Genomic DNA, 18,277 nt, shown 5'->3' with positions numbered 1-18,277 from the left:
AAGAAGCAAGTTTGAATCGTCACGCGTAACAGAGCATTGAAGGAACAGGCATACCGTGGAACTCGGAATCTCCATCGCCGTCACCCTGGCGAGCCTTCTCATGATCCTGCTCGTCCTGCTGCACAAGGGGAAGGGCGGCGGTCTGTCTGACATGTTCGGCGGCGGCTTCTCGTCGAACTTCGGCGGTTCCTCGGTGGTGGAGCGCAACCTGGACCGGCTGACCGTCATCACGGGTGTCGTCTGGTTCGTCTCCATCATCGCTCTGGGCCTGGTCGTCAAGCCCTGAGAGGCCAAGTAAACGCGTGACAGTGATTCTGCCCCCGTGTCTCACGGGGCGATCGAGCGAGGAGTTCATCCGTGGGTAGTGGCAACGCGATCCGTGGCAGCCGAGTCGGCGCCGGCCCTATGGGGGAGGCCGAGCGCGGCGAGGCAGCTCCGAGAGTGCGGGTCTCGTTCTGGTGCGCCAACATGCATGAGACGCGCCCCAGTTTCGCCAGCGACGCGGCGGTTCCCGAGCTGTGGGACTGTCCGCGCTGTGGGCTCCCGGCCGGCCAGGACGAGGCGGCCCCGCCTGCCCCGCCCCGGAACGAGCCGTACAAGACGCACCTGGCGTATGTGAAGGAGCGCCGGAGCGACAAGGACGGCAAGGCGATCCTCGAGGAAGCGCTGGAGCGTCTGCGTAACAACAAGTCCCCCTGGTAGGGACGGCAACGTCAGCAGGGCCCCGGCGATCTTCTCGCCGGGGCCCTGCTGTTCTGTCACGGACTCTCGTGTACGGGGACGTCTGTTACGGCTCCTCGTGGACGGGGACGCCGTCGACGAAGGTCATGCGGACCCGGGTGGTCCAGATCTCCCCGGCGGGCAGCGCGAACGGGTCACGGTCCAGCACCACCAGGTCCGCCGGGCGGCCCGGCTCGATCATCCCGGCGGGGGAGCGGTTGATCCAGGCCGAGCCCGCCGTGTAGGCGGTCATCGCGGTCGCCAGGTCGAGGCGCTGCTCCGGCAGGAACGGCGTCCGCGCCGTCGGGTAGTCCACGTGCACCGAGCCGCCCGGCTCGGTGCGGTTCACCGCCACGTGCATGGCCTGCAGCGGGTCGGCGGTCGACACCGGCCAGTCGCTGCCCGCGCAGAACCGGGTGCCGTGCGCCAGCAGGTCCGCGAACGGATATTGCCACGACGAGCGGGGCTCGCCCAGGAACGGCAGCGTCAGCTCGTCCATCTGGGCGTGGTGGGTGGCCCACAGCGGCTGCAGGTTGGCGGTGACGCCGAGCGCGGCGAAGCGCGGCACGTCCGACGGCTCGATGATCTGCAGGTGCGCGATGTGGTGCCGGTTGGCCGGGTCGGTGCCTTCGAAGCTGTCGAGCGCCTCACGCACCGCCCGCTCGCCGATGGCGTGGAAGTGCACCTGGAAGCCGAGCCGGTCCAGCTCCGCGACGTACTCCTTGAGCCTGGCCGGGTCCACGTACGACAGGCCGGTGCCACCGCAGCGGCAGTAGGGCTCCAGCGTGGCGGCGGTGAAGTTCTCGGTGATGCCGTCCTGCATGATCTTCACCGAGGTCGCCGCGAAGCGGTCCAGCCCCTCGGCGGCGGCCCGCCGCGCCACCAGGGAGTCGATCTGCTCCAGGCCGCGGGTCCTGTCCCACCACAGCGCGCCCACCACGCGGGCCCGCAGCCGCCCTGAGCGCGCCGCCGACAGGTAGGTGGGGAGCTGGTCGTCGGAGCCCGCGTACGAGCCCACGATCGCGTCCTGCCAGCCGGTGATGCCCAGCGAGAACAGGTGACGCTCGGCGCCGGCCAGGGCCGTGTCGAGGTCCTCGGCGGTGGGCCGGGGCGTGAGCAGGCCGACCAGGTCCATCGCGCCCTCGTGCAGGACGCCGCTGGGGGCGCCGCCGGCGTCGCGCTCGATCCGCCCGTCGGCCGGGTCGGGCGTGTCCCTGGTGATCCCGGCCAGCTCCAGCGCCCTGCTGTTGACCCAGGCGGCGTGGTGGTCGCGCTGGATCAGGTAGACCGGCCGGTCCAGGAAGTCGAGCTGGTCGCGCCGGGGCAGCCCGCCGGGGAACGCCGTCATGTCCCAGCCGCCGCCGTCGATCCACTCCTTGCCGGGGTTCGCCTCGGCGTACGCGCGCACGGCGTCGAGGTAGTCGCCGAGGCCGTACAGCTCCGACAGGTCGCATCTGGCGTGCTCGAGTCCCGCCTGGACGGGGTGCAGGTGCGCGTCGGTGAACCCCGGCGCGAGCAGCCCGCCGTCCAGGTCCACCGTGTCGTGCCGGCCGGCCAGGCGGGTGAGCTCCCGCTCGGCGCCCACGGCGGCGACCGTCCCGTCCCGCACCAGGACGGCCTCGGCGAAGCCGCCCCGGGCGGTGAACACGCGTCCGCCTCTGAAGAGAATGTCCACAGGGGTGTCTCCCATCTCGCTGCCGCCCATCATGCCCGGACGGTCAGTGGCCGGTGATCCGGTCGGCCAGCCGGGCCAGCACCGAGGTGCGGGTCATGGAGCGTTCCCGATGGTCGGCCACCCGATAGAGGCGGTACATCGTGTGCACGCCCAGCCAGCGCAGCGGCTCCGGCTCCCACGCCCGCACCTCGCGACCCACCCACGGCAGCGTGGTCAGCGGCGTCTCCTCGCCCAGGATCAGGTCGCGCAGGGTACGGCCGGCCAGGTTGGTGGTGGTCACCCCGTGGCCGGTGTAGCCGCCGGCCCAGCCGAGCCCGGTCGCCGGGTCCAGGTGCACGGCCGAGCACCAGTCACGCGGGACGCCGAGCACGCCGGACCAGGTGTGCGCCACGCTGGAGGAGGCCGCCGCCGGGAAGAAGTCGGTCAGCAGGTCCCACAGGTCCTCGACCGTCCGTTCGTGGGTGTGGCCGCGGGCGTCGACACGGGAGCCGTACAGGTAGGGCTTGCCCCGGCCGCCGAAGGCGATGCGGTCGTCGGCGGTGCGCTGGGCGTACATGTAGTAGTGCGCGAGGTCGCCGAGCAGCTCGGCGCCGTGCCAGCCGGTCTCCGCCCAGAACGACGCGGGCAGCGGCTCGGTGACGATCATGGAGCTGTTCATCGGCAGCCACTGCCGCCGCAGCCCCCGCAGCCGGGCGGTGAAGCCCTCGGTGGCGCGGATCACATGGCGGGCGCGCACCGTGCCGTACGGGGTCCGCGCCAGGTGCGGGGCGATCCGCGTGACGGGCGTCCCCTCGTAGATCGTCACCCCCAGGTCGCGTACGGCCCGCGCCAGGCCCTGGGCCAGCTTGGCCGGCTGGATGCGCGCGCAGTGCGGGCTCCAGGTGGCGGCGACGGCTCCGGCCACCCGCAGGCGCTCGCCGGGCTCCACCAGTCGCAGGTCCTGCTCGGTGATGCCCCAGGGGCGGGCGGCCGTGACCGAGGCGCGCAGCCGGGCGGCCTGGGCGGTGGTGCGGGCCACGTTGACGACGCCGTCCTTGACGATGTCGGCGTCGATGCCCTCCTTCTCGCAGACGGCGATCACCTCGTCGATGGAGGCGTACATCTCCCGCTGCAACCGCTTGGCCTCGGCGAGCCCGTGCGTCTTGGCGTAGCGCTCGTGCGAGCCGGCCAGGTCACCGGTGAGCCAGCCACCGTTGCGGCCGGAGGCGCCGAACCCGGCGAACTCCTGCTCCAGCACCACCACCTCCAGGGAGGGGCGGGCCTTCTTGAGGTAGTAGGCCGTCCACAGCCCGGTGTAGCCGGCACCGACGATGACCACGTCGGCCTGGAGGTCTCGATCGAGCGGCGGGCCGGGGGTGGGCACGCCGGAGGAGCGGTACCAGAAGGCGACATCGCCATTGACGTACCCGGGTGACAAGGGAACTCGCGCGCTCATGACGCCATATCCTGCTATATCCGGATTAGTTTGCGCATCTCGGTACGAATTCCGTGACGAAACATGGCCTTAGCGGTACCGTAACAGGCGCCCGGCATCCTTCTCATATGGGATTTATGCGCATCCGCACCACGGTCGACGAGCGGCCGGGACGGCTTGCCTCCCTCGCCGCGGCCCTTGCCGCCCGGGGTGGCAACATCCTCGGCCTGAGCGTCCAGTCCGACAGCGACGGCACCGTCGACGAGTTCGTCGCCGACATCCCCGCCCACCCCGAAGCCGTACGCGAGGCCCTGGAGGCGGCCGGCGGCCGCCGGGTCCAGGTGGTCCCCGCGACCGCGCACGAGCTCACCGACGAGCCCACCCGCGCGCTGCTGCTCGCCTCCAGGCTGCGCGCCATGCCCTGGCGGCTGCCCGAACTCCTGGCCGAGCTGCTGCGCGCCGACGACGCCAGGTGGATCTATGGTGAGGCGGTGAGTGATCTTCCCGACCCGACGCAGCTCGTGGTGCCCGTCGCGCCGAGGCGCGCCGTCCGGCTGCGCCGCACCGAGTTGCCCTTCACCCTGACCGAGGCGGCCAGAGCGGCCTCCTTCGCCCGGCTGGCCCAGCCGCCGGTGGAGCAGCCCGCCGGAGAGAGCCCGATCAAGCTGGCCGACGGCGTCGAGATCACCATCCGGCCGCTCACCTCGATCTACCGCGAGGCCGTACGCGACCTGCACGACAGGTGCTCGCCGGAGGCGCGCAGGTTCCGCTACTTCACCGCCATGCCCACGCTGCCGCCCCGGATGTTCGACCGGCTCTGCGACCGCAGCCGGGGATATTCGCTGGTGGCGGGCAACGACGGACAGGTGGTGGGGCTGGCCACCCTGCACTTCACCGCCGATCCCGGCGTCGCCGAGATGGCCTTCCTGGTCGAGGACCGCTGGCAGGGGCGCGGTCTGGGCCTGGTGCTGGCCAGGATGCTGGTGGGCGAGGCGCGCGATCGAGGCTACGCCGAGGTCAGGGCCACCATGCTGTCGGACAACGTACGGATGCGCAGGCTGATGATCTCGTTGGGCGCCACCCTCGGCTACACCGAGGACCCCGGCGTGGTGGAGGCCAGGCTGCCGGTCGGCGCCGTGGCACCGGTCTGAGTGGAGGCGAGGCTGCCGGTCGGCGCTGTGGCGCTGGTCTGAGTGGAGGCGAGGTTGCCGGTCGGCGCTGTGCCGCCGGTCTGAGCCGGTGCGGGCTCGCTCGATGCGGTCGAGCTCTCCTGAAGGTGGGTGAGCCGCTCGGCCGGCATCGAGCAGCTCCTTGACCGAGCTAGAAACCGGCCCAGGTGGGGTATCCCATCTGTGTGGATCTTGATGAGGTGGCAGGCCGGCTGTACGCGCTCGCGCCCTCGGAGTTCACCGCCGCCCGTACCTCTGAGGCCGCCGCGGCCAAGCGGGCGGGCGACGCCGCGCTGGCGCGGCGGATCGCCGGGCTGCGCAGGCCCACGGTCTCGGCCTGGGCGGTGAACCGGGTCGCCCGTGAGCATCCCGACGAGCTGGACGAGCTGCTCTCCCTCGGGCAGGAGTTGCGCGCGGCCTGGCAGGCGCAGGACGCCGTGGCGCTGGCGGAGCTGACCCGGCGGCGCGGCGAGGTGACCGGCCGGCTCGCCAGGCTGATCCGACAGAGTGGCGAGGTCTCGGCCGCCGCCGCGGCCGAGGTGGACCAGACGCTCGACGCCGCCGTCGTGGACGCCGCCGCGGCCGAGGAGGTACGGCGCGGCCGCCTGGTCAAGCCGCTCAGCTACAGCGGCTTCGCCCCGGCCCCCGCTGCCGGCCGACGTCCCGCAGGCAGGAAGAAGTCCACTGCGGCGGACGAGGAGGCGCGGGCCGGCAAACGCGCGGAGGCCGAGGCTGAGAGGGCCAGGGAGCGGCAGGAGGCCGAGGCCGCGCACCGGGAGTGGAGGGAGGCGCTGGCCGGGGCCGAGCGGGAGCACGGCGAACGCGCGGAGAAGGTCGCCAAGCTGGAGGCCAAGCTGGCCAAGGCCCGCAAGCGGCTCGCGGAGAGCGCGCAACGTCTGGAGGTGACCAGACGCGAGGAGCGCCACGCTCGGCAACGGCTGGAGGAGTAGGGCTGGGGCCGCCAGGTGGGCCCAAGACGCCCTGGGGCGTCGGGTCGGTCCACCTCTGGCCTTGTGCTCGTAGCGTCAAGCTGGAGCCCCTACAGCGGCTCGCAAAGGGGTGCCATCTGTCGCGGAGGAACACCACCCGAGGGGGACAAGGTGAAGTGGACATTCTTGTGTGAGATATCGCCCTAAATCCTTACGGAACGTGAAATGTCCGGCCTATCGTCGTCGGCATGACCCTCGACGCCTTCATCCAAGCTCTGCCCAAGGTCGAGCTGCACGTGCACCTGATCGGCTCCGCCTCGGTGCCCACGGTGCTGGAGTTGTCGCGCCGGCACCCGGACAGCGCGGTGCCCACCAGCGAGGAGGAGCTCCGCGCCTTCTACACCTTCCGCGACTTCCCCCATTTCGCCCAGGTCTACGGCGCCGTCAACGCGCTGGTACGGGAGCCCGAGGACGTGGCCGCCCTGGTCCTCGGCCTGGCCCGGGACCTGTCCACCCAGGGTGGGCGCTATGCGGAGCTGCAGGTGACCCCGTACGCGCACCACATCATGGGCCTGCCGAAACGCGAGGTCACCCAGGCCCTGGACATCGCCGCGAAGCAGTCCCTGGCCGAGCACGGCGTCGAGATGGCGTACATCTTCGACATCCCCTCGGAGTTCGGACGGGAGGCGGCCGAGATCACCCTCGACCACGCGCTGGGGGAACCTCCCGCCGCGCTGGTAGGTTTCGGGATCGGCGGGATCGAGCAGCGCCGGGCCCCCTACAGGGACGTCTTCCGCGACGCGTTCGCCGCGGCGCGGGCCGCCGGCCTGCACAGCGTTCCGCACGGTGGCGAGATGACGGGCCCGGAGACCATCTGGGAGGTCATCGAAGGGCTGGGGGCCGAGCGCATCGGCCACGGCATCGCCTGCCTCGACGACCCGCGCCTGGTCGCGTACCTGCGTGAGACCCAGCTCCCGCTGGACGTCTGCCCCACCTCGAACGTCCGTACCGGCCAGGTGGCCCGGATCGAGGACCACCCGCTGCCCCGCATGCTCGCCGAGGGCCTGTTCGTCACGCTCAACAGCGACGACCCGCCCATGTTCGCCACCACGCTGAGCGAGGAGTATCGCCTCGCCGCCCGCGTGTTCGGCCTCGGCGTCCAGGACCTGGCCCGACTGGCGGGCAACGGCGTACGGGCGTCCTTCCTGCCGGCCGAGCGCAAGCGGGCCCTGCTGGACGAGATCGGCGCCCTGGCCGCCGCCTGAAGCGGTCAGGGTGAGGCGATGCGGCCCAGACCCGGCGGGATCTTCCCGGCGGCGGCACGGTCGAGCAGGAACAGCGTCCGGCCCCGGCCACGGGCGCCCGCCGCGGGCACCTGGACCGGTCCGGACTCCGACAGCGCGAGCCGTACGGCGCCGGACTTGCCCTCACCGGCCGCCACCACCCACACCTCGCGCGAGCCCTGGATGACGGGCAGCGTCAGCGAGATGCGCGTCGGCGGCGGCTTGGGCGCGCCGTGCACCGCCACCACGGTGCGGGTGTCGTAGAGCGAGGGCATGCCGGGGAACAGCGACGCCACATGGGCGTCCGGCCCCATGCCGAGCAGCATCACGTCGAAGCTGGGAGCCGGGCCGTGGTCCTCCGGACGGGAGGCCTTGCGGAGCTCGGTGGCGTAGGCGTCGGCCGACTCCTCGGCCGACAGGCCGGAGTCGGGGCCGAGCATGACGTGCACCCGCTCGGGGTCGACGTCGACGTGGTCGAGCAGCGCCTGCCTGGCGCCGGTCTCGTTGCGCTCGGGGTCGCCGGTGGGCAGGAAGCGCTCGTCGCCCCACCAGATGTCCAGGCGCCGCCAGTCGACGGCGTCACGGGCGGGCGTGTCGCGGATCGCGGCCAGCGTGGCGACGCCGACCGTGCCTCCGGTCAGCACCAGGGACGCCGACCCCTTGGCGGACTGCACGTCGACCAGTCGGGTGATGATCCGCGCCGCCACGGCCTTGGCCAGCACTTCGCCGTCACGGTGCACAACAACAGTGGGAACACTCACGGCGACACTCTTTCATGTTTCGTCCCCGGCCAGGCCCAGGCGCCGCCGTGTGCCCACGGCGGCGCCCGTGACTCAGGGCCGGTACAGCTGGGCCAGGCGCTTGACCGCGGCCTCGTAGACCTCGTCGGTGTCCAGCCTGCGCAGCTCCTCCGCCAGGAGCTCCGACAGCTGCCGCCGGGCCAGCGCCACGTTCCTGCCGGGCTGTCCGGGGCGGGACAGCACCGCCTGGCGGGCGTCGCCGCGCACCACCGACAGCTCCCCGTCGTCGATCGCGAGCCGGACCGCGGTGATGCCGGGGCCGTTGGACACGCCGACCCGCATCTTCGCGCCGAGCCGCTCCGCCAGCCAGGCCGCCAGCAGCGGCACGCTCGGGTTGCCCGCGGAACCCTCCACGACCCCCCGGTGCACCGCGCCCACGGGCTGGTCGAAGGCGGCGGCCAGCAGGCTGCGCCACGGCGTCAGCCGGGCCCACGCCAGGTCGGTGTCGCCCGGCGCGTAGCCCTTGGCCCGGTCGGCGAGGAAACAGACGCCGTCGTCGCCGGCGTTCTTGGCGTCGGTGAGGCGCCGCTGGGCGAGCATGCCGATCGAGTCCGTCGACGGCACCTCGGGGGCGCGGCTCGGCCACCACGCGACCACCGGCGTGTCCGGCAGCAGCAGCGGACTGACCACGGAGTCGGCGTGCTCGGTGAGCTCGCCGTACAGCCGCAGCACCACGATCTCGCCCGGCGAGGACTCGCCGATGCGCAGCTCGGCGTCGAGCCGGTTGGCCTCGTCGGTCTCCCGGTTGATCACCACCAGGATGCGTGACGGATGCTCGCGCGCCGCCTCGGTGGCGGCGCGCAGCGAGTCGTACTGGTCGCGTTCCTCACAGACCACGACCAGCGTCAGCACCATGCCGACGGCGGGTGCGCCCATCTGGTGGCGCAACTGCGTCAGCTGGCTGGAGATCTTGCCCGCCGTCGTGTCGGCCAGCATGAACGTCGTCACTTAGAGCCTCCTCCAGACACGCCCGTCGCGGGCCATCATCGCGTCGGACGCCGGCGGCCCCCACGAACCCGAGGGGTACGGCTCCGGCTGGCCCTGGGTGGTCCAGAACTCCTCGATGGGGTCGAGGATCTGCCACGACAGCTCGACCTCACGCTGGTGCGGGAAGAGCGGCGGGTCGCCGATCATCACGTCCAGCAGCAGCCGTTCGTACGCCTCGGGCGACGACTCCAGGAACGACTCGCCATAGGCGAAGTCCATGGACACGTCCCGCACCTCCATGGCCGTCCCCGGCACCTTGGAGCCGAACCGCACCGTGATGCCCTCGTCCGGCTGCACCCTGACCACCAGCGCGTTCTGGCCGAGGATCTCGGTGTCGTCCTTGCTGAAGGGCAGGTGCGGCGCCCGCTGGAACACCACGGCCACCTCGGTGACCCGGCGGCCCAGCCGTTTGCCGGTGCGCAGGTAGAACGGCACGCCGGCCCAGCGCCGGTTGGCGATCTCCAGCTTGATCGCGGCGTAGGTCTCGGTGGTGGAATCCGTGGAGATCCCGTCCTCCTGGAGGTAGCCGACGACCTTCTGACCGCCCTGCCAGCCCGCCGCGTACTGGCCGCGTGAGGTGTTGAGCGACAGGTCCGCCGGCAGCCGCACCGCCTTGAGCACCTTCTCCTTCTCCCGCCGCAGGGCGGAGGCGTCGAAGGAGGTCGGGTCCTCCATCGCCACCAGCGCCAGCAGCTGGAGCAGGTGGTTCTGGATCACGTCGCGGGCGGCGCCGATGCCGTCGTAGTAGCCGGCCCGGCCGCCGATGCCGATGTCCTCGGCCATGGTGATCTGCACGTGGTCGACGAAGCTGCGGTTCCAGATCGGCTCGTAGAGGTTGTTGGCGAACCTCAGCGCCATGATGTTCTGGACCGTCTCCTTGCCCAGGTAGTGGTCGATCCGGAAGATCGAGCTCTCCGGGAAGGCGGAGTTGGTGATCTCGTTCAGCTCGTGCGCCGACTTCAGGTCGTGGCCGAACGGCTTCTCGATGACCACCCGCCGCCACGACCCGTCGGGCGCGTCGGCCAGCCCCGTCCGCCTGAGCTGCTCCACCACCACGGGGAAGAACTTCGGCGGCACCGACAGGTAGAAGGCGTAGTTGCCGCCCGTGCCCCGCAGCTCGTCGATCTCCCGCAGCGCCATGGCCAGCGCGTCGAACGCCCCGTCGTCGGAGAACTCGCCCGGCACGAAGTGGATGCCCTCGCGCAGCTGGTTCCAGACCTCCTCGCGGAAGGGGGTCCTGGCGTGGGCCTTCACGGCGTCATGGGTCAGCTTGGCGAAGTCCTGGTCTTTCCAGTCCCGCCTGGCGAACCCGACCAGGGAGAAGCCCGGGGGCAGCAGCCCCCGGTTGCCCAGGTCGTAGATCGCCGGCAGCAGCTTGCGTTTGGCCAGGTCACCCGTCACGCCGAACAGCACCATCACGCACGGTCCCGCCACCCGCGGCAGCCGCTTGTCGCGCGGGTCCCGCAGCGGGTTCGCGGCGGCCACCTCCAGTGTGGTGGAGGTGCCGGCGACGGCTGAGGCCACGGCGACGGCTTCTTCAGGGGGGCCTGCGGGCTCACTCATCTCAAACCTCCTGCGCCGCTGGGAGCGGCCGCGCGGCTCCCCACCGCGCGGCCCCGTGACGGGGAGACGGCGCCGGCCGCCTCCTCGCCACGGTGGGACAGCCTCATCAAGGGACCAGGTTCTTGCTGACGCTGTCGAGCAGTTCGTTCCACGAGGCCTCGAACTTCTGCACGCCCTCGTCCTCCAGCACCCGGACCACGTCGTCGTAGTCGACGCCGGCCTCCTTCAGCTCGGCCATGGTGTTCCAGGCCTGCTCGTAGAAGGGGCGGACGGTGTCGCCGGTGACGTTGCCGTGGTCGGCGGCCGCGTCGAGCGTCTTCTCCGGCATCGTGTTGACGGTGCCGGGGGCGACGAGGTCGTCGACGTACATCGTGTCGCGGTAGTCGGGGTTCTTCACGCCCGTGGAGGCCCACAGCGGCCGCTGCGTACGGGCTCCGGCGGCGCGCAGGCGCTGCCAGCGCTCGGAGTTCATGACCTCCTCGTAGGCGGCGTAGGCCAGGCGCGCGTTGGCGACGCCCGCCTTGCCCTTCAGCGCGTCCTTGCCGCCGATCTTGTCCAGGCGCTTGTCGATCTCGGAGTCGACGCGGCTGACGAAGAACGACGCGACCGACTCGATCGTGGCCAGGTTGAGCCCCTTGGCCTGCGCCGCCTCCAGCCCGGCCAGCCAGGCGTCCATGACCGCGCGGTAGCGGGCCAGCGAGAAGATCAGCGTGACGTTGACGCTGATGCCCTCACTGATCGCCTGCGTGATCGCGGTCAGGCCCTCCACGGTCGCCGGGATCTTGATGAACAGGTTGGGCCGGTCGACCAGCCACCACAGGGCGCGGGCCTCGGCGATCGTCTTGTCGGCGTCACGGGCCAGGCGCGGGTCGACCTCGATCGACACCCGCCCGTCGACGCCGGAGGTGGCGTCGTAGACCGGGCGCAGCACGTCGGCGGCCCAGCGGATGTCGTAGGTGGTGATGGCCCGCACGGCCTCGCCCACGTCGACGCCGCGTACGGCCAGGTCGTGCATCTGGGTGTCGTAGGCGTCGCCCTTGCTGAGCGCGCCGGCGAAGATCGTCGGGTTGGACGTCACACCGACCACGTTCTTGTCCCGGATCAGGTCGTCCAGGTTGCCGGTGCGCAGCCGCTCACGGCTGATGTCGTCGAGCCAGATGGACACGCCCTGGCCGGACAGCTTGTTCAGGATCTCGCTCATTTTCTCAGTTTCCCGTCGTCTCGCCCTTGTCCTGACCCAGCTTGGCCAGACTCGACCTGGCCGCCGCCGCCACCCGCTCCGGCGTCAGCCCGAACTGCTCGTAAAGAGTCTTGTACGGCGCGGACGCGCCGAAGTGTTCGAGGCCGACGACTTCGCCGCACTCCCCGACGAACTCGTGCCAGCCGAGTGCGATGCCCGCCTCGACCGCCACCCGAGCCCGGATCGACGGTGGCAGAACGGTCTGCCTGTACGCGGAGTCCTGCCCCTTGAACCACTCGACACACGGCATGGAGACCACCCGTGTCGGAATGCCCTGGGACTCCAGCAACTCGCTGCCCTCGACGGCGATCTGCACCTCGCTGCCGGTGGCGATGAGGATCACCCGCGGCTGGCCGCCCGTGGCCTCGCGCAGCACGTAGCCGCCGTGGGCCACGCCCTCGGTGCTGGTGCCTTCGTACACCGGCAGGTTCTGCCGGGACAGGGCGAGCGCGGCGGGGCGGTCGGTGTGCTCCAGCACCGCCTTCCAGGCGGCGGCGGTCTCGTTGGCGTCGGCCGGGCGCACCACGTCGAGGCCGGGGATGGCGCGCAGCGCCCACAGGTGCTCGATCGGCTGGTGTGTCGGGCCGTCCTCGCCCAGGCCGATGGAGTCGTGCGTCCACACGTAGGTGACCGGCAGCTTCATCAGCGCGGCGAGTCGTACCGAAGGCCGCATGTAGTCGGAGAAGACCAGGAAGGTGCCGCCGTAGGGGCGGGTGCCGCCGTGCAGCGCGATGCCGTTGAGAATGGCGCCCATGGCGTGCTCGCGGATGCCGAAGTGCAGCGTGCGGCCGTAGCGGTGGCCGGGGAAGTCCTTGGTCTGGTGCTCCTCGGGGATGAAGGACGGCTCGCCCTTCATCGTGGTGTTGTTGGACCCGGCCAGGTCGGCCGAGCCGCCCCACAGCTCCGGCAGCACCGGCGCGAGCGCGCTCAGCACCTCGCCGGAGGCGCTGCGGGTGGCCACCGAGGTGCCGGTCTCGAACGCCGGCAGCGCGCTCGCCCAGCCGGCGGGCAGCTCGCGGCGGGAGATGCGGTCGTACTCGGCCGCCCGCTCCGGGTTGGCCGCGCGCCAGCGCGCGTAACCCTCCTGCCACGCCGTGTGCGCCTCACGCCCGCGCGTGGCGGCCTGGTGCGCGTGCTTGAGCACCTCGTCCGGTACGTCGAACGACTTGTCCGGGTCCATGCCGAGGACCCGCTTGGTGGCGGCGACCTCGTCGGCGCCGAGAGCCGAGCCGTGGATCTTGCCGGTGTTCTGCTTGTTGGGCGCGGGCCAGCCGATGACGGTCCGCAGCCGGATGAAGGACGGCCTGCCGGTCTCGGCCTTGGCCTCCTCCAGCACGGCGTGCAGGGCCGCCACGTCCTCGACGTAGCTGCCGGTGTCGGTCCAGTCGACGCTCGCGGTGTGCCAGCCGTAGGCCTCGTAGCGCTTGAGGACGTCCTCCGACAGGGCGATGAGCGTGTCGTCCTCGATGGAGATCTTGTTGTCGTCGTAGATGACGACGAGGTTGCCCAGCTGCTGGTGGGCGGCCAGGGAGCTGGCCTCGTGGCTGATGCCCTCCTCGATGTCGCCGTCGCTGACGACGCACCAGATGTGGTGGTCGAAGGGGGAGGTGCCGGGCTCGGCGTCCGGGTCGAACAGGCCGCGCTCGCGGCGGGCCGCCATCGCCATGCCCACGGCGTTGCCGAGGCCCTGGCCGAGCGGGCCGGTCGTGGTCTCCACGCCCGCGGTGTGGCCGTGCTCGGGGTGACCCGGCGTCAGGCTGTCCCACTGGCGCAGGCGGCGCAGGTCCTCCAGCGTGAGCCCGTAGCCGGACAGGAAGAGCTGGATGTAGAGCGTCAGGCTGGTGTGCCCGGCGGACAGGACGAAACGGTCGCGGCCGAGCCAGTTGGGATCGGTCGGATCGTGCCGCATCGTCCGCTGAAAGAGCAGGTAGGCGGCGGGGGCCAGGCTCATGGCGGTGCCGGGGTGTCCCGAACCCGCCTTCTCCACTGCGTCCATCGCCAGGGCTCGAACGACATCGACGGCCTGCTTGTCGAGGTCGGTCCATTCAAGGGCTGGCACGAGTTCGGTGCTCAAGTGCTCGGTCTCCGGAATCTAGTCGTCATTGGTGGTGCCGGTTGGCATATCCCGCCCACACCGGACCCTAACCGAGCGGCGCTGGCGATCAATTCCCTTTCTGTCGTGGTGTCCGTAGATGGCGCGAGCCCCCCATTGGCCGGACCGGCCATCCCTGCGACTACAGTTTGGTTGTTCGCAGGGTCGCCACGGCACCCGTTCACGAATCCGCTCTAATCTGAGGTTACGCGTTGACTCCGCACGTGCTGGAAGCGCCTTGACGGTGCTGACGAACAGGCAGACGACGGCCCCCGCCCTCGAGGCCGAGGCGCCGCGAACGATCGGCCCCCGCTCCGTCGGCGCGGTCGTGAAGGCCTATATCGCGCTGACCAAGCCGCGGATCATCGAGCTGCTGCTGATCACGACGCTGCCGGTGATGTTCCTGGCGGCCGGTGGCCTGCCGCCGCTGTGGACGGCCGTGTCGGTGATGGTGTTCGGCACCCTGTCGGCGGGCAGCGCCAACGTGCTCAACTGCTACGTCGACCGGGACATCGACCAGATGATGCGCCGCACCCGGCGGCGCCCGCTGGCCAGGCACCAGGTGTCGCCCCGGGGCGCGCTGGTCTTCGGCATCGTGCTGGGCGTGCTGTCCACCGCCGGGCTCTGGCTGACCACCAACTGGCTCGCGGCCGTGCTGTCCACCGGCGCCATCCTGTTCTACGTGCTGGTCTACTCGATGATCCTCAAGCGGCGCACCGCCCAGAACATCGTGTGGGGCGGCATCGCGGGCTGCATGCCGGTGCTGATCGGCTGGTCGGGCATCACCGAGCGGCTCGACTGGGCGCCGCTGGTGCTGTTCGGCGTGGTGTTCTTCTGGACACCGCCGCACACCTGGACGCTCGCCATGCGCTACAAGGAGGACTACGCGGCGGCCAAGGTGCCGATGCTGCCCGTGGTGGCGACCGAGCGCCGGGTGATCACGGAGTCGATCCTCTACACCTGGGCCACGGTGGCGTGCTCGCTGGCGCTGTGGCCGGTGGCGGGCACGACGCTGTTCTACCCGGCGGTGGCCGCCGTCCTCGGCGTGATGTGCCTGTGGGAGGTGCATCGCCTGATGGCCCGCCTCAACGCCGGCAAGACCGGCGTGGACCTGCGCCCGATGCGCTTCTTCCACTGGTCCAACGCCTACCTGGCGCTGCTCTTCCTCGCCGTCGCGATCGACCCTCTGCTGGCCTGAGCCCGCCGCCCCCTGTTGCGGCGGGTCTCTTTCCGCCCTTAATATGCATATATGAATAGCTCTTCAGGTGTCGTGGCGGCGTTGGACGGGTGCGTCACCCCCGAGCCGGACGCGGCGCGGGTCGCCGCCACCCGCGACCGGCTGGTGACCCCGCAGGAGGCCACCCGGCTGGCGGAGCTGTTCCGGCTGCTCGGCGACCCGACGCGGGCCCGGCTGCTCTACGCGCTGCTGGAGGCGGGGGAGCTGTGCGTGTGCGACCTGGCCGACGTCGTCGAGGTCACCGACACGGCCGTCTCCCACGCGCTGCGCCTGCTGCGTACGGCGGGCATCGTGGCCAGCCGGCGGGCGGGCCGCATGATCTACTACCGGCTGGCCGACGGGCACGTCCGGATGCTGCTGGACCTGAGCCGCGAGCACCTGAGAGAGGTGACCTGATGGGCGGTGGGCACGGACATGGGCACGGGCACGGGCACTCCGCCACGGCGGACAAGCGCTACCTGATCGGCGCGCTCGCCCTCATCGCCGGCTTCATGGTGATCGAGGTGGTCGCCGGTGTCATCGCCAACTCGATCGCGCTGATCTCCGACGCGGCCCACATGCTCACCGACGCCAGTGCCATCGCGCTGGCCCTGGTCGCCATGCGCATCGCCGCCCGGCCCGCGCGGGGCGCGTACACCTTCGGCTTCAAGCGCGCCGAGATCCTGTCCGCGCAGATCAACGGCGTGACGCTGCTCCTGCTGGTGGCGTACTTCGTCTATGAGGGCGTGCAGCGGCTGGTGGACCCGCCGCAGGTGTCGGGGCCCCTCGTGGTCGTCACGGCGCTGGCCGGCATCGCGATCAACGCGCTGGCCGCCTGGCTGATGTCCAGGGCCGACCGCCGCAGCCTCAACGTCGAGGGCGCCTTCCAGCACGTGCTCAACGACATGTACGCCTTCATCGCCACCGCCGTCTCCGGCGTGGTGGTCTGGGTGACCGGGTTCCGTGCGGCCGACGCCATCGCCGCGCTGGTGGTCGCCGCGCTCATGCTGAAGGCCGGCTGGGGGCTGCTGCGCGACTCGGCGCGCGTCCTGCTGCAGGCCGCGCCGAGCGACCTCGACCCGGACGAGATCGGCCGGCTGCTGGCCGCCGACGAGGACGTGGTGGAGGTGCACGACCTGCACGTCTGGACGGTGACGAGCGGCTATCCGACGCTGTCGGCGCACATCATCGTGGCGCGCGGGGCCGACTGCCACAGCCTGCGCGTCCGCCTGTCGAGGCTGCTGCATGACCGCTTCGACATCGGGCACACCACCTTGCAGGTCGACCACGGCGCCGCCGAGACCGACGAGCACTGCGACGACCCGCACGGGCCCCGGCACCTGGGGAGGGCGCCGCGCGAGCATTAGATAACCGCAAGCTGTATATTATCCCAGGTGGCTGTGACTCTGCGGTCCAACGGCGACGTCGTCTTCCGATGCGCCTTCCTCGTCGTGTGGTGCACGAAATATCGCAGGCAGGTGCTCGGCGACAAGGTCGAAGGACGCCTTACGGAGCTCATCCACGAGGTCGTGGCGGACAAGGAGGCCTGGCTGGTGGAGGCGGAGGTGAAGGCCGACCACGTGCGCCTGGTGGTGGAGGTGGACCCGCAATACGGCGTGCACCGGCTGGTCAAGGCCGTCAAGGGCCGCTCCTCCCACGCGCTGCGCGAGGAGTTCCCGCACCTGCGCAGCCGGCTGCCGACCCTGTGGACCAACTCCTACCTCGTGGTCACCGTGGGCGGCGCTCAGGATGCGATGGTCGAGCGCTACCTCGAGCAGCAGCAGGGCCGTTGAATGCGGCCGCCCTGGACGGCGCGCCCGCTCAGCCGGGACCGTGAGCCGGTGCGGGACCCGCGAGCGTCCGGGACGATGAGCCGCCTGGCAGCGGTCCGCCTGGCAGCGGTCCGGCGGACAGCGGTCCGGCGGACAGGCGCCGGGGCGCCGTGAGCGGGTCCCCGCCCTTCGGGAACGAAGGGCCCACCAGGACGTCCAGGGATCCGCGCTGGGTGCTGAAGGACCGCCCGTCGTCCGCGCTGATCACCGGGCTGGTCCTCACCGGGCTCTGCACGCTGGCCTCGTTCTCCTTCGACGTGCTCAACGGCGAGCCGGTGCAGTTCTTCATCGCGCTCGGCCTGGCGCTGGCCCCCGTTCCGCTGCTGCTGGCGGCCGTGCTCGCGCTGGACCGCATGGAGCCCGAGCCGCGCAGCAACCTGGTCTTCGCCTTCGCCTGGGGGGCCGGGGTCGCCGTGCTGGTGGCCGGCCTGATCAACTCACTGAACCTGCACTACATCATGGACACCGTCCAGCTCTCCGAGGCCAGCGCCCGCAACATCGCCGCCACCTTCGGCGCCCCGGTGGTCGAGGAGACCATGAAAGGGCTGGTCCTGCTCGGGCTGTTCAAGTTCCGCAGGGCCGAGCTCGACGGGCTCACCGACGGCATCATCTACGCCAGCATGGTGGGCCTCGGTTTCGCCATGAGCGAGAACGTCAGCTACTACCTGGCCGCGCTCAACTCGGAGGAGGGCGGGGTCGGCCTGGCGGTCACCGTGGTGCTGCGCGGCATCCTGTCGCCGTTCGCCCATCCGCTGTTCACCTCGATGATCGGGCTGGCGGTGGCCTTCGCGGCCCAGCGTCCGGGGGCCGAGCGGGTCTTCTCCATCCTGGTCGGCTGGTCCGGCGCCATGATCCTGCACGGCCTGTGGAACGGCCTGGTCTCTTACGGCGGCTTCACGGGCCTGGTGATCGCGTACGTGGTGCTCATGGTGGTGCTCGTGGTGCTGATCGTGGTGGTGTTCCGGGACCGGCGGCGCATCGTCGCGCTCATCCAGCGCTACCTGCCGCCGTACGAGCCGACCAGGCTGGTCAGCAAGGACGACATCACCATGCTGTCGGCGCTGCCCCAGCGCAGGCGGGCCAGGCAGTGGGCGAAGATGTACGGCGGCCGGCGGGGGCTGCGCGCCATGAACGACTACCAGCTCGCGGCGACCGAGCTGGGACTGCTGCACGAGCGCGCGGCCAAGCGCATGGTGGACGAGCACACCTTCCACGAGGAGCAGCGGGCACTGCTGGAGTGCATGAGCACCGCCCGGGCCGACTTCCCCTCGTCACCGGCGGGCAAGCCGCCGCCCTACGCTCCTGGCTGAGGGTTCCGCCGCCCTGCGCCCGCAGCCGGGGCGCACGTCGCGGCGTG

The 18,277-nt window shown here is 71.1% G+C and carries 17 protein-coding genes; 10 read left to right on the top strand and 7 right to left on the bottom strand.

Features of this window, described 5'->3' with window-relative positions; translation table 11 throughout:
• Nucleotides 1-55 precede the first annotated feature (55 nt).
• Both secG and OHA68_RS38905 read left to right on the top strand, forming a co-directional pair.
• The gene (gene secG / locus OHA68_RS38910) at nt 56-286 is read left to right on the top strand and encodes a preprotein translocase subunit SecG (RefSeq protein WP_189140372.1); all 231 of its coding nucleotides are present in this window, start codon (nt 56-58) and stop codon (nt 284-286) included.
• 71 nt (nt 287-357) lie between these two features.
• On the top strand, nt 358-702 hold the full coding sequence (locus tag OHA68_RS38905; protein WP_189140373.1) for an RNA polymerase-binding protein RbpA: 345 nt from the start codon (nt 358-360) through the stop codon (nt 700-702).
• 85 nt (nt 703-787) lie between these two features.
• Here the strand turns inward: OHA68_RS38905 and OHA68_RS38900 are convergent, their stop codons facing one another.
• Together OHA68_RS38900 and OHA68_RS38895 are read right to left on the bottom strand one after the other, a co-directional pair.
• Nucleotides 788-2,395 carry an amidohydrolase gene (locus tag OHA68_RS38900; RefSeq protein ID WP_327104706.1) on the bottom strand — a complete coding sequence of 536 codons (1,608 nt, stop codon included), beginning with the start codon at nt 2,393-2,395 and terminating at the stop codon, nt 788-790.
• 43 nt (nt 2,396-2,438) lie between these two features.
• Complete coding sequence (locus OHA68_RS38895; RefSeq protein ID WP_327104705.1) at nt 2,439-3,830, bottom strand: NAD(P)/FAD-dependent oxidoreductase; 1,392 nt, start codon at nt 3,828-3,830, stop codon at nt 2,439-2,441.
• 107 nt (nt 3,831-3,937) lie between these two features.
• Between OHA68_RS38895 and OHA68_RS38890 the strand changes: the two genes are divergently transcribed.
• The 3 genes from OHA68_RS38890 (at nt 3,938) to add (ending at nt 7,172) form a co-directional block, all read left to right on the top strand.
• On the top strand, nt 3,938-4,960 hold the full coding sequence (locus OHA68_RS38890; protein ID WP_189140375.1) for a GNAT family N-acetyltransferase: 1,023 nt from the start codon (nt 3,938-3,940) through the stop codon (nt 4,958-4,960).
• Between the two features lie 203 nt (nt 4,961-5,163).
• Nucleotides 5,164-5,928 carry a hypothetical protein gene (locus OHA68_RS38885; protein ID WP_327104704.1) on the top strand — a complete coding sequence of 255 codons (765 nt, stop codon included), beginning with the start codon at nt 5,164-5,166 and terminating at the stop codon, nt 5,926-5,928.
• Between the two features lie 227 nt (nt 5,929-6,155).
• Nucleotides 6,156-7,172, top strand: coding sequence for an adenosine deaminase (add, locus tag OHA68_RS38880; RefSeq protein WP_327104703.1), 1,017 nt, complete (start codon nt 6,156-6,158; stop codon nt 7,170-7,172).
• A 5-nt stretch (nt 7,173-7,177) separates the two neighbouring features.
• Here the strand turns inward: add and pgl are convergent, their stop codons facing one another.
• The 5 genes from pgl to tkt all read right to left on the bottom strand — a co-directional run bounded on the left by pgl (nt 7,178) and on the right by tkt (nt 13,776).
• Entirely contained in the window at nt 7,178-7,951 is a 774-nt protein-coding gene (gene pgl, locus OHA68_RS38875; RefSeq protein ID WP_327104702.1) for a 6-phosphogluconolactonase, read from the bottom strand.
• Nucleotides 7,952-8,023: 72 nt separating this feature from the next.
• Complete coding sequence (locus OHA68_RS38870) at nt 8,024-8,938, bottom strand: glucose-6-phosphate dehydrogenase assembly protein OpcA (protein ID WP_327104701.1); 915 nt, start codon at nt 8,936-8,938, stop codon at nt 8,024-8,026.
• Complete coding sequence (gene zwf, locus OHA68_RS38865; protein WP_225277207.1) at nt 8,939-10,540, bottom strand: glucose-6-phosphate dehydrogenase; 1,602 nt, start codon at nt 10,538-10,540, stop codon at nt 8,939-8,941.
• Nucleotides 10,541-10,646: 106 nt separating this feature from the next.
• A complete protein-coding gene (tal, locus tag OHA68_RS38860; RefSeq protein ID WP_327104700.1) occupies nt 10,647-11,741 on the bottom strand; it encodes a transaldolase in 1,095 nt (364 codons plus the stop codon).
• Between the two features lie 4 nt (nt 11,742-11,745).
• Nucleotides 11,746-13,776, bottom strand: a complete 2,031-nt coding sequence (gene tkt, locus OHA68_RS38855) for a transketolase (RefSeq protein WP_407674527.1) — start codon at nt 13,774-13,776, stop codon at nt 11,746-11,748.
• A gap of 334 nt (nt 13,777-14,110) precedes the next feature.
• On the opposite strand from tkt, the gene OHA68_RS38850 reads away from it, so the two are divergent.
• From OHA68_RS38850 to OHA68_RS38830, 5 genes are all read left to right on the top strand, one after another.
• The gene (locus OHA68_RS38850) at nt 14,111-15,070 is read left to right on the top strand and encodes a heme o synthase (protein WP_327104698.1); all 960 of its coding nucleotides are present in this window, start codon (nt 14,111-14,113) and stop codon (nt 15,068-15,070) included.
• A gap of 51 nt (nt 15,071-15,121) precedes the next feature.
• Nucleotides 15,122-15,505, top strand: a complete 384-nt coding sequence (locus OHA68_RS38845) for an ArsR/SmtB family transcription factor (protein ID WP_189140383.1) — start codon at nt 15,122-15,124, stop codon at nt 15,503-15,505.
• Nucleotides 15,505-16,455 carry a cation diffusion facilitator family transporter gene (locus OHA68_RS38840; protein WP_327104697.1) on the top strand — a complete coding sequence of 317 codons (951 nt, stop codon included), beginning with the start codon at nt 15,505-15,507 and terminating at the stop codon, nt 16,453-16,455. The genes OHA68_RS38845 and OHA68_RS38840 overlap by 1 nt, the downstream gene beginning before the upstream one ends.
• Before the next feature lie 27 nt (nt 16,456-16,482).
• The gene (tnpA, locus tag OHA68_RS38835) at nt 16,483-16,881 is read left to right on the top strand and encodes an IS200/IS605 family transposase (protein ID WP_327104696.1); all 399 of its coding nucleotides are present in this window, start codon (nt 16,483-16,485) and stop codon (nt 16,879-16,881) included.
• Nucleotides 16,882-17,093: 212 nt separating this feature from the next.
• A complete protein-coding gene (locus tag OHA68_RS38830) occupies nt 17,094-18,230 on the top strand; it encodes a PrsW family intramembrane metalloprotease (RefSeq protein ID WP_327104695.1) in 1,137 nt (378 codons plus the stop codon).
• Nucleotides 18,231-18,277 lie beyond the last annotated feature (47 nt).

It is taken from the genome of Nonomuraea glycinis (genome assembly GCF_035920485.1).
In the GTDB taxonomy this organism is placed as follows: domain Bacteria; phylum Actinomycetota; class Actinomycetes; order Streptosporangiales; family Streptosporangiaceae; genus Nonomuraea; species Nonomuraea glycinis.
This window is presented reverse-complemented; position numbering and strand designations above follow the sequence as displayed.